We start from the raw sequence: 15082 nt of genomic DNA, 5'->3' as shown, positions 1-15082 counted from the left end.
TGAACAAAGATTTTTATGCTACAATATTCAAAAAAGAGGAAAGTGATGAATTAACTATGCTGCAAAACAAAACATGGAACCAACACACCATTAAAAATGGCAACAAATCAATTGTATTGGAAACAATCATGGATCACTCCCCTATCTCCCGGGCAAATATTGCTGATGAAACGGGCTTAAACAAAGGAACCGTTTCTTCTCAGGTCAGCGAATTGCTGGATGAAGATCTGATTTATGAAAAAGGTCCCGGCGAATCCAGCGGTGGGAGAAAGCCGGTCATACTGCTGTTTAACGAGGTTGCGGGCTATTCAATCGGCATCGATATCGGCGTCAACTATATATTCGGGATTCTGACCGATCTTAAAGGAAACGTATGTAAGGAAACATCACTGACCTATAAGGATCCGACGTTTGAAGAAATTGAACATAAATTATATGACACAATCGATTTCCTGACATCCCATGCCCCGCCAAGCACTTACGGAGTTGTCGGCATCGGAATCGGTGTGCCCGGTGCAACGGATAAGAACGGCAAGGTTTTACTCGCACCAAACCTCGGTTGGCAGAATGTTGATCTAAAATCCATTATGGAAGAAAAGTATGACTGCCCTGTCGTCATTGAAAACGAAGCAAACGCAGGTGCTTATGCGGAGAAAAAATTCAGAACAGGAACTGACGATTCGGATATCATTTATGTCAGTGTAGGCGTCGGTATTGGTGTCGGATTAATTCTTAACGGTGAACTTTATCGTGGAAACAGCGGTTTTTCCGGTGAAATGGGCCATATGACCATCGAAGCTAACGGAACAACATGCAGATGCGGCAATAACGGCTGTTGGGAACTTTACGCTTCAGAACAAGCATTAATCAACAACGCCGCTCAATTCGGCATTAAAAATGCTGATGTGGATAACATTTTGGAAAAAATGATACGTCTGGCAGAAAAGGGTGATAAAGAAGCGATTAGCCTTTTTAATACAATCGGTAATTATTTGGGAGTTGGCATGATTAACATTATCAATTCATTCAACCCGCAACAGGTCATCATCGGAAACCGCATGACAGCTGCTAAAGAATGGATCGAACAGCCATTGCTTGAAAAAGTGAATCACCATGCTCTCTGGTTTCAGCAAAAACATTTACAAATAGACTTCTCAGATCTATCAGCACATTCAACTGCTTTGGGTGTCGCTCACTTTTCGATTGAAAATTTCTTTAAAATTTATAAGTAGAGGTGATCACATGACAATGATTAAAAATCCAATTTTAACCGGATTCAACCCTGATCCCAGCATCTGCCGCGCCGGAGAAGAATACTATATTGCTGTTTCAACATTTGAATGGTTCCCCGGTGTCGGCATTTACCATTCCAGGGATTTGAAAAACTGGCGGCTGGCATCCCGGCCCCTGAACCGCCTCAGCCAGCTGGACATGAAAGGGAACCCCGATTCCGGCGGTGTCTGGGCCCCTGCCCTATCGTATGCTGACGGCAAATTCTGGCTGATTTATACCGATATGAAAGTCGTCGATGGCGCCTGGAAAGACTGCCATAATTACCTCGTGACAAGTGAAACAATTGATGGTGAGTGGTCCGATCCTGTTTACTTGAACAGCTCCGGTTTCGACCCTTCCCTATTTCACAATGACGATGGCAGAAAATATTTGGTCAACATGTTATGGGACAACCGGATTGGCCGTCATGATTTTTATGGCATTGTGCTGCAGGAATACAGTGACGTGGAGCAGAAGCTGATTGGCGGCGAGAAAGTGATTTTTAAAGGGACCGATATCAAGCTGACCGAAGCCCCTCATCTCTATAAGATTAACGGCTATTACTATCTTTTGACAGCTGAAGGCGGCACAAAATATGAGCACCAAGCCACGATTGCCCGTTCCAAAGATTTATGGGGACCTTACGAAATTCATCCTGAAAACCCATTGATCACATCATGGCCGCACCCGCGGATTCCGCTTCAGAAAGCGGGACACGCTTCCATTGTCAAGACACATACCGATGAATGGTTTTTGGTCCATTTGACAGGCCGGCCGCTGCCTAAAGAGGATCAGCCGTTGCTGGACGGGATTCGCGGCTACTGCCCATTGGGAAGAGAAACCGCTATCCAGCGGTTGGAGTGGAAAAATGACTGGCCGTATGTTGTTGGCGGCAGCCGGCCATCCGTTGAAATCGAAGGTCCTGATATTGATGAAGTCAAATGGGAAAAGGACTTTGATGAAAAAGACGACTTTGACTCTGCCGTCTTAAATCACCATTTCCAGTCACTGCGGATTCCTTTGGGTGAAGATATTCTATCGCTGACGGACAATCCGGGGCATTTAAGGCTGTACGGCCGGGAATCATTAACCTCAAAATTCACACAGGCTTATATCGCCCGGCGCTGGCAGCATTTTAATTTTACCGCCGAGACAAAAGTTGCTTTTAATCCGGAATCGTTTCAGCAGGCGGCCGGATTGGTCAATTATTATAACACACGCAACTGGACAGCTCTGCAGGTGACATGGGATGAGGAAAAAGGAAGAATATTGGAATTAACAGTGTGCGACAACTTTTCATTCGACCAGCCGCTTAAAGATAAAATTGCGATCCCGAATGACGTTGCGTACGTATACTTGCGAGTTGATGTTAAAACGAATACGTATCGTTATTTGTATTCCTTTGATCGCGCGGATTGGATTGAAATCCCGGTTACGTTATACGCGTACAAGCTTTCTGATGATTACGTAGAGGGCGGCGGCTTCTTCACAGGAGCGTTTGTCGGCATGCAGTGCCAGGATACGTCAGGGAAAAACCTATATGCTGATTTTGATTATTTTAGTTATCAGGGAGAGGACTAGCTGTTGCAGGGGGAGCCGGCGAACTGCCGGCTCTCGCTCGTTCATGGTGGATTGTCGCTCGGTTCGGTGGCGTTTTCGCTCGTTTTGATTGGTGCGTCGCTCGTTCCGATGACGCTCTCGCTCGATTCGGGTCCTCTGCCGCTCGTTTTGGTGCCATCCCCGCTCGAAATGATTGGCGCGTCGTTCGTTCTGATGACGCTCTCACTCGATTGCCTCAACAGGATGGCAGATGTAAAAAGAAGATTTTCGGCACAGCCGAAAATCATCATATGTCTATTTCTTTTTATACCAGCATCTATATTTATCATCATACGTCAATCCGCTTTTCTTAAGGATTCTTGTTGCAGTTCCTCTTTTATTCAAGCCTAAAAACCACATACATTCTTTGTTCGTTATTGTATTTTTCACCAGCAGTAAATAATCAGCAAGTGCTTGCCAATGCGCATGATAATGTTTTTGCTGACATTTACGGCACCACCACCCGCTATGTATTCGTTTCATCCCCCGCAGCCCACAACCAGGACAGATGACACCAGGTAATATGTTCGCCAGTCGCATGCCATATTTTTTGAATATATCAATATCAAATTCACCACATTCGCTCAGCATGGTCTTGCCGATTTGATAGTCTGGGAGCTTCCGCGCGCCTTTATTGCGGTATTGCTGATCGGCGTTCATTATTCGCTCGGGGAGTTCAGCGGCATGAACGACATATTGACTGACCTCGTCCTCGCTGCCTTCTACCCGCACAACAGTCGACGGATCAGCAATTGCTACAAAGCATTTTACCGGAATATGCCCCAAGTTACGCTCCTTGAGCCAATTTTGCAGATGGAATTTTTGATTTTTAATCTGAGTAATGGGATTTTCAAAGCCTGACTCGAGTTTGCCGTCAGAGCGGGTGAGCTGCCGGAGGGTGGTATTAAACGAAATGGTTCCGTTATAATTTTTGGAATCAATCATGAAAATGGAGTGATTAGCAATAGCCAGGGAGTCTATTTGAAAGTTTTTGTTATTCTCACGGAGATAAACATCGTGAAGGATTGTGTACATGGGTGCGAGGTTATCAAGAAAATAGTCTATCTTTTTTTCGCCTGAATAGCCTTGCTGTTGCTTTTTGACATCTTCTTGCATTCTGGGGAGATTCGGAAACGTTGGTGGGAGTCGTGGGATGGCTGCATCAAGATTTCTTAGTGGAAGGGGTTTTGGGCGGTTTCTTATTATCATCGTTTTGCTCCTTTATTTAGTTTTTGGATTGTTATTAATATAGCATATTGGAAGGCAAAAGTGTATAAATTTTCAGCATGAGTCGAAAATCAACTTTTCAGATGGGTATGTCCTTTTCTTAAGGATACGGCGGGACTGTTCTCCCACAAGCTCAAGGCTTTCCTGCACCAGTTTGAGTAATTATTGCTCTTTTTGGAGTTGTGTGTCGCTCGTTTCGGTGATGCTCTCGCCCGTTTCAGACCGCGTGTTGAATCATTTTGACCCTGCTCTCGCTCGTTCCGGGGCCCTTGCCGCTCGTTTCAATCCCGCCCTCGCTCGTCTCGACCACACTCTCGCTCGTTCCAGCCCACACCCAGCACAAATCTCATCAAGCCAAAGTTAACACCGCGCTGCATCAATTCAAAAAAAGGTTTTCAGCCTCTGCTGAAAACCTCCTCATCAACTATATCAACTGTAATGTATACCTTTTTCCAGCCATACGCTTCCGGCTTCACCCAAGGCTTCTGATACCGTTGGATGTGGGAATACCATGCTGTCAAGCTCTTCAGCGGTTCCTTCGAGATGCATGTAGGCGGTTGCCTGGCTAATCATTTCGGTGACGTGGGCGCCGACCATGACGACGCCGAGCACTTCGCCGTATTTCTCTTCTGAAATTAGTTTCATGAAGCCGCTTGTTTCGCCGGCTGCGATTGCTTTACCGTTAGCAGCGATGTCGACTTTTTTCGTTTTGACGCGGTAGCCTTTCTCTTTAACTTGGGCTTCTGTCATGCCGACGCTCGCGACTTCCGGAAATGTATAAACGCAGCGCGGGATCGTCGACTCCGGCTGCGACCCATGCCCTGCTTTCCCAGCGATATGAGTCACGGCTCTGATACCTTCATCGCTTGCGGCGTGTGCGAACTGGTAGCCGCCAATCAAGTCACCAATCGCGTAGATGCCAGCTGCGGATGTCTGTAAGTTCTGATCGACTTTGACAAATTTACCGTCAAATGTAACCCCCAGATTGTCAATGCCGGTCAGGTTAGGCTGACGTCCGACGGCAACAAGCACGCTGTCTGTTTCGATTGTGTTTTTATTACCATCTGATGTCTCCACGTCCACAGTTGTCTTCTGACCGTTCTTGCTGAAGCCGGTAATTTTAGCACCCGTCTGGATACCGATGCCCTTTTTACTCAATTCACGCTTCAAGTAATCCGAAGCATCCGGATCTTCAGTTGGCAAGATCCGGTCGGCCATTTCGACGATTTCCACTTTTGTATCAAGGCTATTGAAAATACAGGCGATTTCGAGTCCGATGACGCCGCCGCCCATAATCACCATATGGGCTGGAACCTCTTCAATATCAAAAATCGTATCACTCGTATAATATCCGATGTCGTCAATGCCAGGGAGTGGCGGAACGAGCGGTTTTGAGCCATTCGCGAGCATCACATTGTCAGCTTGAATCGTCTCTGTGCCGCCGTTGGACGCAATGATCACTGTCTTATCTTCTTGGACGGAACCGATGCCGCTGAAGACTTCAATTTTATTTTGCTTCATCAAGCCTTTGATGCCGTTTTTCAATGTTTTAACGACTTTCGTTTTCCGGCCGACCATATCCTTAATGGAAAAGGAAAAGTCATTAACGGTGATCCCGTATGTCTTGGCACCTTTAATGTCTTCGATAACCTCGGCATGTTTCAGCATTGTCTTGGAAGGAATGCAGCCGCGGTTGAGACATGTTCCGCCTAGATCATCCCCGGAGACCAGAGCGACACTTAAGCCTTCTTTTGCCGCCCTGATGGCTGCGACATAGCCGCCGGGACCAGCCCCGATAATTGCGAGATTATAAGATTTCATCGTGTTCACCCCTTATATCAACAGGCCGTATGGATTTTCCAGCCGCTCTTTCAAGTCGGTCAGGAATGCTGCCGCCGGAGCACCATCGATTGCCCGGTGGTCGAATGACAGGCTGAGTGCCATCATTGGCCGGACTTCGATTTCACCGTCGATAACAACCGGTTTTTCGACAATGCGGCCGACCCCGAGAATGGCTGTTTCCGGCGGGTTAATAATCGGTGTGAAACTGTCAATCGCATACATGCCCAGGTTGCTGATGGAGAATGTGTTGCCGGTCATTTCGTCAGGTGTCAGTTTGTTATCGCGTGCCTTTTGACCAAGCGTTTTGCTTACTTTGGTCAATTGGGCGAGCCCTTTCTTATCCGCATCTTTAACAGATGGCACGATTAAGCCATCTTCAACCGCAACAGCGAGTCCGATATTAACAGATTTGTTAAGCACAATCTCGTTGCCTTCAAGTGACGCGTTAACCCGTGGGTGTGCGTCCATGAGCTGTGATACAGCCTTTATCAAAATTTCAGTATACGAAACTCTGTAGCCGGTTTGCTTTTCGATAATCGGAAGCAGTGTCTTGCGCACATCGATGACATGCGTCATGTCGACGTCGCTCGTCAATGTGACATGCGGAATCTCGCTGGTACTTTGAACCATTTTATCGGCAACAGCTTTACGCAGACCTTTCAGCTTAATGCGCTCGGCATCTTCATCCGGTGCGCTTTGTGCGGCCGCTGGTGTTGTGTGCTGCAATACGTCATCTTTGCGCACTTTGCCATGAGCACCTGAACCTTCAACTTCTGCGAGATCAACGCCCTGGTCACCGGCAATTTTACCGGCAAGCGGTGTGGCTTTCGTGCTGTCGAGTGCATCTTTCATATCCTGTTCATGGCGGCGTCCTTTTGGCCCGGAGCCCTGAACAGAGGCAAGGTTAACATTTTCTTCGCGGGCAACACGTCTGGCTGCAGGGGTTGCACGCACTTTTTCGCCTTCTGTGTCATCCTGAACGTCGTCAGAGCCTCTCTCTTCAGCCGCTGGTGCGCCGGTTTGACCAGCATCCTCACCAGATCCTGCTTGAGCACCTTTACTGTCATTCGCTCCAGCTTCAGGAGGATTCTCAGGCACGTCTTCGCCTTCTTCGCCGACATAGCCAATGACGGCGTTGACAGGGATTTCAGCATCAACGTCATAATTACGTTTCAGCAGAACGCCTTCTTCATAGGATTCAACTTCAATGTTGATTTTGTCGGTCATGATTTCAAATATCGGTTCCCCGACTTCTACCGGGTCGCCTTCTTCTTTAAACCATTCCAGCAAAGTACCCTCGTCCATGGTACTGCTGAGTTTCGGCATAAATACTTCTTTAGCCATTTCAGAACCCCCCTTACGCTTTATTCAGCGTTTCTTTTACGGCTTTAATCATATCGGGTACTTGCGGTACATGGGCTTTTTCCAATTCAGGATTGTAAGGAATTGGCGATTCAGCACCACCCAGTCGTTTGATTGGTGCATCTAGGAAGTCAAATGCATCACTTTCTGCAATCATGCTGGCGATTTCACCGCCGTAGCCGCCGCGTTTGACCGCTTCATGCGCAACTACAACCCGTCCGGTTTTGGAAACGGATTTCACGATTGTTTCTTTGTCAAGCGGCACCAAAGTACGCGGGTCGACCACTTCAACACTGATGCCTTCTTTCTCCAGTTCCTTAGCTGCTTCTAGTGCACGCGGCACCATGACGGCATAGGCAACAATCGTAACATCTGTTCCTTCACGTTTGATGTCAGCTTGTCCGAGCGGAATGCTGTATTGCTCTTCAGGCACATCGGATTTCGTGCCATAAAGCGTTTTGTGCTCGTAAAAAATGACCGGGTTGTCATCATCAATGGCTGCTTTCAAAAGTCCTTTAGCATCATAGCCTGTCGATGGCTGAACTACCTTTAGACCGGGAACATGCGCCACCCATGCTTCAAGACTTTGAGAATGCTGGGCAGCGGCACCTGTACCGGAACCACTTGGTGTTCGTAAAACCATCGGCACCTTGCCTTTTCCGCCGTACATATAACGAATTTTAGCTGCCTGGTTGGCCATCTGATCCAGAGCAATCGTAATGAAATCGGAAAACTGCAGTTCAGCAATTGGGCGCATACCTGTCAGTGCCGATCCGACCGCCGCCCCGGCGATACCGGATTCACTGATTGGGGTGTTGCGGATGCGGTCGGGACCGAATTCCTCAATCATGCCGCGTGTCACACCGAACGCACCACCATAAACACCGATATCTTCCCCTAAAATAAAAACATCATCATTTTTGCGCATTTCCTGGCTCAATGCTTCGCGTACTGCTTCTGAATAGGTAATCTCTCTCATCATGGTTCCCTCCTATGCGTAAACATCCGTCAGTAAGTCATCTTCAGTCGGCATTGGACTGTTTTCAGCAAATTCAACCGCATCTTCAATTTCTTTTTTAGCAGCTTTACGGATTTCTTCTGCCTTTTCTTCCGTTAAGATATCAGCTTCTATAAGCACTTCTCTGAATCGTTTGATTGGATCTTTTGCTTTCCATTCGTTTTCTTCTTCACGTGTGCGGTACTTCTTCGCATCACTTTTCGAGTGACCTTTCCAGCGGTAGGTTTTCGCTTCGATCAATGACGGTCCCTCTCCATTGCGTGCACGGTCAACTGCATCATTTGTTTTATTCATCATGTCGACAATGTCGTTGCCATCAGCTACAGCACCCTGGATGCCATATGCTGCAGCACGGTCAGCAATGTTTTTGACATTTGTCATTTCATTTACATTCCCGGACATGCCATACAAGTTATTTTCACATACAAAAATAACGGGCAGATCCCAGATTGAAGCCAGGTTTACCGCTTCATGAAAACTTCCTTCGTTTGTTGCACCATCGCCGAAAAAGCAAACTGTTACATAGTCATGCTTTTTCATTTTTGCAGTCAGCGCTGAACCCACCGCAAGCGGAATGCCGCCTGCTACGATGCCATTTGCACCAAGGTTGCCGATATCAATGTCGGCAATGTGCATCGATCCGCCTTTGCCTTTGCAGTATCCCGTGGTACGGCCGAACAATTCCGCCATCATTTTGTCAGGGGTTGCACCTTTAGCGATACAATGCCCATGCCCGCGGTGTGTACTGGTAATCTTATCCTCATTGTCGAGCAGCGCACAAGCTCCCGCAGCACTTGCTTCCTGGCCAACCGCCAAGTGGGTCGTGCCGTGGATCATACCTTTGGCGAAAAACTCATCCACTTTTTCATCAAAGAACCGGATAACCCACATTTGTTTATACAAATCTACCAATTTATCCTGACTGACATCAGGGACGAGCGTCACATCTTTTGTCAATTCCATTATGCCCACTCCTTCTTTACATTTGTTCTTTATTGTTACTTTTGTAATTATATTATAAAACGATTCCACAGTCGGGTCAAATTAAATTGCCTGCCCGCCTGATTTTCAAAAGGGCTATTTTTGTAGATTTTATAGCTTACAGTCGATGTGTATTACGGCTACTTGCTATGACACCGCTCCGGAAATATACTTGGGTGCTCGTCGTATTGCAAGCAAAATCGGTGGAGCCGCACTCCTCGCAACTCGCAGCTAAACTCGGTGGATGTTTTGCTCGTCGCTTTTCGCGGGCGGCTGGTGATCCCCTGCATGCTAGCGCATTGGGGGTCTCACCTATGCCTTTGCTTCCGAGGAAGTTAAAGCGTTGCCCTAAGGCGCGCGACTGCCCGGAGAGGAAATCAATCCTGCCATTTTGTCTCAGTAAAAACAAACCTCCAAGAAAGAACTCACCTGGCAAAGACCGCTGTTCAGTTATTACTGTTTATCCTGAAGCGCACGCAGTTTCCAGATGGTTGACTCTTTAGTCTGTTCGACAGCGTCATAAGTGATAACGTCGCCTTTTTTAACGGCTTTTGTTAATTTCACGTTGCCATCCACCAGTCCGACAGGCATAGCGTTTTCCGCCTTGGCTTCCTCAACTTTATACAATTTACCGTAGACTGAATAGCCGCCAATCCCATCCAGATAGTCGCCTTCAGCCAAATCTTTCTTAGCAACTGCGACTGTTTCACCCTGCAAGCCATAGTGCGGCGCAATGGTCGGTTCTTTATCAAAATAAGCTTTGGCAATGGATAGTGGTGTTTCCAGGCTTGTCAGATGATATGGGCGGTAAAGCACATAGTTTGGTCCGTCACCCATCTTCAAATATTTCATTTCTGCGTTTACTTCTGCTTTATCAGAAGCAATAATCGCAAAGACACCAGGTGCGATTCCGTTAACAAAATCAACGACTTGACGGCCGTTCAATTCTCCACCTTTGTCTTTTTCAATAAAGATGCCTGGAAGATCAGCCACTTTACCTTCAAAACCGTGCATGCCCGGCTGATCAGGTGCAAACCCGGTCGCATTCGCAACACAGTTCATTTCAACCATTGTTTTCGTGCCATCCTGGAATGATGCCAGCATTTTCGGACTCGATCCTTTTTGCTCCGCTTCTTCTGCAGTGACATCGGGGTTGGATTCCAGATTCAATGGATTGTTTTTGCCTTTTCCTAATGCAACAATTTCAAAGCCCATAGCATCGGCAAAGTCATATAACTCCATGATGGCCCCGGGTTCATCCCCTGCAGACCCTGTATAGACAACGCCGCTGGAATCAGCCATTTTCTTCAATAACGGGCCGACCGTAACATCGGCTTCCACATTCAGCATGACAATATGTTTGTTATTCAAAATGCTGTCCCATGCAATTTCAGCACCGATATTCGGTACACCGGTTGCATCAACCACAACATCTACTTCTGAAAGGGCTGTAACTAGTTTACTGTCTTTCGTTGCAATGACCTTATCCTGACTGACTGCCGCATGTGCTTTTTCCAATTCATCGGTTTCCACAATATTTGCTGCGTCAATTCCCGCATTTTCATAAGCGTTTTTGACATTCTCGATAGCTAAATCAGCTGTAATGACTACACGCATGCCTTTCATGCTCTCAATCTGGGAAATCATCCCTCTTCCCATCTGTCCCGCCCCAACAAGGCCGACCTTAATGTATGAATCTGATTTTTCAAAGTTTGCTAGTTTACGATTAATACCCAACATGATGACTCACTCCTCGTGTAATTTTGTCCCAGCTTAACTTTATCTTGTAAATGTAATAACAGAATCGGCACTGATTTCGGGGATTGGTTTTGCCTCGAGACAAACTGTTCCAGGCAGATCTGAATGGTTCTCCCCGTTAAAATGGAATGTCGCGTGGCCTAAGTCGTGCATCGTATCATTGACTTTGTCGCCAACGAATAAGATGTCAAAAGCTTCCCCATCGACTACCATCTTGTCGCCTGCTTTTATTTCCTCAGAAATTGTATCTCCGTTATGCACGAATGCAATGCTTTTTAAATCTGCCGGGACTGTATTATTAAACAAAATGACCATATCTTCTTCTGTCATTAATGGCGCATCACTTCCGACTTCAACGATGTTAACGCTGTAATATGCATTTGACATATGAAATCCTCCATTTTCGTTGTTTTTACATTTGTTCTATATTATAACATACGTAAAACTGGTTGCAATGTGTTGCCCTCTCTTTTAAAAGAGGGCAATTTTATCCCGGCGCAAGCGCCCGTAGAACTCCCACCTCTAAACATGAGGTCAAACAAATAGGCTGGGGTGGAAGTTAACGGATGCTAACACCCCGATTCTGTTCAGCTATAAAGACCGAAACTTGCAAAGTAAGCAATAACAACCGCGAGCGGTCCAGTCACCAATCTTGAGAAAAGGACCGCCGGCACACCTACTTCGATTGTTTCCGGCTTTGCTTCCCCAAGTGTCAATCCCACCGGCACAAAGTCTGTACCGACTTGCGGGTTAATAGCAAATAGTGCAGGCAATGTCATCTGTGGCGGGATATTTCCTCTTCCTACTTCAGTACCAAGCAGAACACCAACAACCTGAGCAATAACAGCCCCCGGTGCAAGTAACGGTGAAATGACCGGAATTGAACAAATCAGTGAAAGAATCAGCATACCTGTAAGTGACCCAGCCAGTGGCGATACCCAGTTCGCGATCAGGTCACCGATCCCTGTATAAGTAATAATCCCCATCAGCACACTGACGAATGCCATAAATGGTAAAATATTTTTGATAACAGTATCAATTGTATCGCGGCCTGCCTGGAAAAACGTACTGACCACAAAGCCGACTTTATCACCAAGGAACTCAATAAGTCGGATAACAGGATTTTTTTTCTTGCCGTTGCTTTCTTCTTTTGCTGCTACTTTTTGCTTGGCTTCTTCTTTTGTTTCTTTAGCAACATCTTTATCCAGCAATGACCCTTTTGCATCCTGTTCTGCTTCGCCTGAATCATCTTCCGTTTGATCCGGCTGATTCTCTCCTTCAGAGCCATCAGCTAATTCAACATTGTCCGTTGTAACACCAGATACAAAATTTGTTTCTTTTATAAATTTTGCCAGTGGACCTGATGGTGAATTACTGAATACATTCACCGTCAGGACACCCATTTTTGGGTAGACACCACTTCTTGCGGTGCCTCCGCAATTAATAACAGCACAGGCCATTTCTTCTTTTTCGACTGATTTCTCAAATCCGTCAATCGCAATACCGCCTGTTTTGTCCGCTATCTCCTGGGCGACCGGATGAATACCGCCACCGGTTACTGATACGATATATTTTTGACTTTCTTTAGGATGGATAACTAATGGACCGCCCCAGCCCGAGCCACCTTTTGAAACTTTTGCTGCTTTATAGTCACTCATGTGTTTACCTCCTCATCGATCTTGCGTTACGCTGCGGAATTTTCAGCTTGACTTTCCCTGTTTTTAATCATTCGGACTGTAATAAACTCGGTTACAACACCTCTCAGTAACATGACAACGATACCGACGAGCAAAAACCTCAATGCCAATGGTCCTGTTGAAAGGCCAAGGTCTGTAATTCCGGCGGCTATACCTGTATAGACGAATAGTTCAGCCGGATTCGCATGCGGAAAAAGACCTGTAACCGGGTGTACAAACGATACCGTTGAATCATAGAAAGCCGGCTTTTTGTGTTCCGGCAAGAAACGGCCGAATGTATAACACATTGGGTTCGTCAAGAAAAATACGGCCAGGAAAGGGAAAATTGTATATCTTAAGAAAAAATATTTTGTACATTTTTGGGCAAAGTTGAAAACCCTTTCTTCTCCAACAAATTTAATTGCAGCGTTAACTGCTGTGATCAAAGCAATCAGTAATGGAATAATATCGGTGACGAGGCCGATAAAGGTGTCCCCGCCTTCCTGGAACATGCCTATAAAGCCTTCAGCCAGAGTGACTAAGAAATCCATGCCTCATTCCCCTCTCTTTTTTTGAATTCTTTTTCTATCATGTCAATCGCATTGGTAAGGGCAATTTGTTCCTTTTTTGGAAGAAAATCTGCCAATTTGCTATTTTCCAGTTTCATGCCAATCAGCCTCTGCATATTTCTGAATCTGGCAAAAACGGTAAGCCCTTTCATCACTTTCGCATCCGTAATCCACCCATCTTCATCACACACCAGAAGCATAATTGCTCCGGTTCCAAACCGCTTTTTATAATAACCGGTTCCCAAATAGCCACTGTCACGTTTACTCAGTTTCTTAATTTCAGATTGATAGTGTTTCACCTGAAAATGTGTCAACAGAAACTGCAGGCCCCAGATTGAAGCAAATACAATAATAAATGTACCCCACATGTTATTGTCACCTCTTTTTACAAATGTTTTAATCGTAACTTTTGTAAACCTAATAATAAAACGCTTTCAGGTATTTGTCAACAAAATTCGTCAAAAAATTTCGCGACTAATCGCCGAACCCTTTTACTAGACTTGCCGCAGTCCGTTCATCCGTCACTAAACTATTGACGAGTCCTGCACGCAAAGCGGTATGTAAACTGGATACTTTATGTTCGCCTTCAGCAAGCGCCATCACCTCAGGGATTTCCCTGATTCTATCAAGGTTTGCACCAATAATACGGTCGTTGATAGAATGATTGACTTCATTTCCATCATCATCAAAAAACCATGAGTTGAGATCACCCTTCGCACCCGAGGCTTCCAATGATTGGATGTCGGTTTCGTTCATATAACCCATTTCAATTCCCGTTGTCTCACGCGTGACACTTCCGACCCCCACAATGGCAAAATCAATTTTTTCCCCTTCCTTCATAATAGCTGTAACATCCTTAGATTTGATGAGCTGTGCTTTCATTTCTTTATTATCTGCAAAAGCCGGGGCGTAAACATAAGAAGAACTTGCATTAAGCTTTCGGGCAAGCTGAAATGCAAGCTGGTTTGAATGGTATTCAACATGACTTTGGCCCATTCCCCCGATTAACGGAACTAAGTGGACGTGCGACTGTTCAACGCCCTGAAACCTTTCAACCATCGTTCGTATCGTTTTCCCCCATGATACTCCGAGCGTTTGAATGTTCGGCAGCTTATTCCTTAAATAAGCTGATGCAGCTTCGCCCACGGCTCTGCGTGTTGCACCGGGAAATTCATCTGAATCTGAAACAACAATAGCCTCGGTCAACGCGTATTGTTTTTCGAGCAGTCGTTCCAATTCAACAGTATGAACGGTCTCATCTTTTAGATGGATTTCAACGATATTTTTTTCGCGCGCTTGTTTCAGTAATTTGGAAACAATCGGTCTTGATAAGCCGACCTTTTTGCAAATCTGGTTTTGCGTCCAACCTTCGAGATAATACAATTTAGAAACTTTCTCCATGAGCTGGCGTTCTTTTATCGTGGTTGTCATTACTTTTCCCCCCTGACGTTTCCAATCGTTGTTGATGTTTCAAAACTATTAATATGTAAGCCCTTTATTGACTTACTATTTTAAAAGCAATATACTAAAATTACAAGCTTTTACAAATGATTTGATAGATTACAATTGTAAACTACTAATTCTTTGCTGGCTCAAGCCGGCATCTTCAGACAAAAAGTAAAACAGATGGGGTGTAAAAATGGGGAACAGCACATTTTCTTCTACTATCCGAAGTACGGCCATAACGGAAATGGAAAAGGAGCACTTTGATGTATTAGTTATTGGGGGCGGCATTACCGGAAGCGGAATCGCTCTCGATGCCGCAACACGGGGATGAA

At 45.7% G+C, this 15082-nt stretch carries 15 protein-coding genes; 3 read left to right on the top strand and 12 right to left on the bottom strand.

All coding sequences use genetic code 11. The features are described 5' to 3' along the window. Positions 1–56 precede the first annotated feature (56 nt). Both AOX59_RS16315 and AOX59_RS16310 read left to right on the top strand, forming a co-directional pair. Complete coding sequence (locus AOX59_RS16315) at positions 57–1232, top strand: ROK family transcriptional regulator (protein WP_068448412.1); 1176 nt, start codon at positions 57–59, stop codon at positions 1230–1232. A 10-nt stretch (positions 1233–1242) separates the two neighbouring features. After that, positions 1243–2853, top strand: coding sequence for a glycoside hydrolase family 43 protein (locus AOX59_RS16310; protein ID WP_068447063.1), 1611 nt, complete (start codon positions 1243–1245; stop codon positions 2851–2853). Between the two features lie 41 nt (positions 2854–2894). Here AOX59_RS16310 and AOX59_RS16305 read toward each other — a convergent pair whose 3' ends face one another. The 12 genes from AOX59_RS16305 to AOX59_RS16250 all read right to left on the bottom strand — a co-directional run bounded on the left by AOX59_RS16305 (position 2895) and on the right by AOX59_RS16250 (position 14735). Next, the gene (locus tag AOX59_RS16305) at positions 2895–3164 is read right to left on the bottom strand and encodes a hypothetical protein (protein WP_068447061.1); all 270 of its coding nucleotides are present in this window, start codon (positions 3162–3164) and stop codon (positions 2895–2897) included. After that, positions 3127–4080 (bottom strand): NERD domain-containing protein, encoded by a 954-nt coding sequence (locus AOX59_RS16300; RefSeq protein WP_068447057.1) that lies wholly within the window; start codon positions 4078–4080, stop codon positions 3127–3129. Before AOX59_RS16300 ends, AOX59_RS16305 begins: the two co-directional genes overlap by 38 nt. 447 nt (positions 4081–4527) lie before the next feature. Next, entirely contained in the window at positions 4528–5919 is a 1392-nt protein-coding gene (gene lpdA, locus AOX59_RS16295) for a dihydrolipoyl dehydrogenase (RefSeq protein WP_068447055.1), read from the bottom strand. A 12-nt stretch (positions 5920–5931) separates the two neighbouring features. After that, the gene (locus AOX59_RS16290; RefSeq protein ID WP_068447053.1) at positions 5932–7284 is read right to left on the bottom strand and encodes a dihydrolipoamide acetyltransferase family protein; all 1353 of its coding nucleotides are present in this window, start codon (positions 7282–7284) and stop codon (positions 5932–5934) included. Positions 7285–7297: 13 nt separating this feature from the next. Continuing rightward, positions 7298–8281, bottom strand: coding sequence for an alpha-ketoacid dehydrogenase subunit beta (locus AOX59_RS16285; protein ID WP_068447051.1), 984 nt, complete (start codon positions 8279–8281; stop codon positions 7298–7300). A 12-nt stretch (positions 8282–8293) separates the two neighbouring features. Next, the gene (locus tag AOX59_RS16280; protein ID WP_269465213.1) at positions 8294–9277 is read right to left on the bottom strand and encodes a thiamine pyrophosphate-dependent dehydrogenase E1 component subunit alpha; all 984 of its coding nucleotides are present in this window, start codon (positions 9275–9277) and stop codon (positions 8294–8296) included. Positions 9278–9754: 477 nt separating this feature from the next. Next, complete coding sequence (locus AOX59_RS16275; RefSeq protein WP_068447048.1) at positions 9755–11041, bottom strand: NAD(P)H-dependent oxidoreductase; 1287 nt, start codon at positions 11039–11041, stop codon at positions 9755–9757. Between the two features lie 39 nt (positions 11042–11080). Continuing rightward, positions 11081–11446: a PTS glucitol/sorbitol transporter subunit IIA gene (locus AOX59_RS16270; protein ID WP_068447045.1), complete on the bottom strand. Its 366-nt coding sequence runs from the start codon at positions 11444–11446 to the stop codon at positions 11081–11083. Positions 11447–11646: 200 nt separating this feature from the next. Next, positions 11647–12717 (bottom strand): PTS glucitol/sorbitol transporter subunit IIB, encoded by a 1071-nt coding sequence (gene srlE / locus AOX59_RS16265; protein ID WP_068447043.1) that lies wholly within the window; start codon positions 12715–12717, stop codon positions 11647–11649. 26 nt (positions 12718–12743) lie between these two features. Beyond that, positions 12744–13286: a PTS glucitol/sorbitol transporter subunit IIC gene (gene srlA / locus AOX59_RS16260; protein ID WP_068447041.1), complete on the bottom strand. Its 543-nt coding sequence runs from the start codon at positions 13284–13286 to the stop codon at positions 12744–12746. Next, the gene (locus AOX59_RS16255; protein ID WP_068447040.1) at positions 13274–13672 is read right to left on the bottom strand and encodes a transcriptional regulator GutM; all 399 of its coding nucleotides are present in this window, start codon (positions 13670–13672) and stop codon (positions 13274–13276) included. The genes srlA and AOX59_RS16255 overlap by 13 nt, the downstream gene beginning before the upstream one ends. A gap of 106 nt (positions 13673–13778) precedes the next feature. After that, a complete protein-coding gene (locus AOX59_RS16250; RefSeq protein WP_068447036.1) occupies positions 13779–14735 on the bottom strand; it encodes a sugar-binding transcriptional regulator in 957 nt (318 codons plus the stop codon). Between the two features lie 208 nt (positions 14736–14943). Here AOX59_RS16250 and AOX59_RS19825 point away from each other — a divergent pair, with 208 nt between their 5' ends. Beyond that, complete coding sequence (locus tag AOX59_RS19825; RefSeq protein WP_156418733.1) at positions 14944–15081, top strand: hypothetical protein; 138 nt, start codon at positions 14944–14946, stop codon at positions 15079–15081. The last annotated feature ends 1 nt before the right edge of the window (position 15082 follow it).

This window comes from Lentibacillus amyloliquefaciens (genome assembly GCF_001307805.1).
Lineage (GTDB): Bacteria > Bacillota > Bacilli > Bacillales > Amphibacillaceae > Lentibacillus > Lentibacillus amyloliquefaciens.
The sequence above is the reverse complement of the archived record's forward strand: the minus strand, read 5'-3'. Positions and strand labels throughout refer to the sequence as shown.

What these genes read in the sequence shown, in the direction of transcription:
- AOX59_RS16315 (WP_068448412.1), top strand. Translation starts at nt 57, where the DNA reads ATGCTGCAAAACAAAACATGGAACCAACACACCATTAAAAATGGCAAC.
- AOX59_RS16310 (WP_068447063.1), top strand. Translation starts at nt 1,243, where the DNA reads ATGACAATGATTAAAAATCCAATTTTAACCGGATTCAACCCTGATCCC.
- AOX59_RS16305 (WP_068447061.1), bottom strand. Translation starts at nt 3,164, where the DNA reads ATGATGATAAATATAGATGCTGGTATAAAAAGAAATAGACATATGATG.
- AOX59_RS16300 (WP_068447057.1), bottom strand. Translation starts at nt 4,080, where the DNA reads ATGATAATAAGAAACCGCCCAAAACCCCTTCCACTAAGAAATCTTGAT.
- lpdA (WP_068447055.1), bottom strand. Translation starts at nt 5,919, where the DNA reads ATGAAATCTTATAATCTCGCAATTATCGGGGCTGGTCCCGGCGGCTAT.
- AOX59_RS16290 (WP_068447053.1), bottom strand. Translation starts at nt 7,284, where the DNA reads ATGGCTAAAGAAGTATTTATGCCGAAACTCAGCAGTACCATGGACGAG.
- AOX59_RS16285 (WP_068447051.1), bottom strand. Translation starts at nt 8,281, where the DNA reads ATGAGAGAGATTACCTATTCAGAAGCAGTACGCGAAGCATTGAGCCAG.
- AOX59_RS16275 (WP_068447048.1), bottom strand. Translation starts at nt 11,041, where the DNA reads ATGTTGGGTATTAATCGTAAACTAGCAAACTTTGAAAAATCAGATTCA.
- AOX59_RS16270 (WP_068447045.1), bottom strand. Translation starts at nt 11,446, where the DNA reads ATGTCAAATGCATATTACAGCGTTAACATCGTTGAAGTCGGAAGTGAT.
- srlE (WP_068447043.1), bottom strand. Translation starts at nt 12,717, where the DNA reads ATGAGTGACTATAAAGCAGCAAAAGTTTCAAAAGGTGGCTCGGGCTGG.
- srlA (WP_068447041.1), bottom strand. Translation starts at nt 13,286, where the DNA reads ATGGATTTCTTAGTCACTCTGGCTGAAGGCTTTATAGGCATGTTCCAG.
- AOX59_RS16255 (WP_068447040.1), bottom strand. Translation starts at nt 13,672, where the DNA reads ATGTGGGGTACATTTATTATTGTATTTGCTTCAATCTGGGGCCTGCAG.
- AOX59_RS16250 (WP_068447036.1), bottom strand. Translation starts at nt 14,735, where the DNA reads ATGACAACCACGATAAAAGAACGCCAGCTCATGGAGAAAGTTTCTAAA.
- AOX59_RS19825 (WP_156418733.1), top strand. Translation starts at nt 14,944, where the DNA reads ATGGGGAACAGCACATTTTCTTCTACTATCCGAAGTACGGCCATAACG.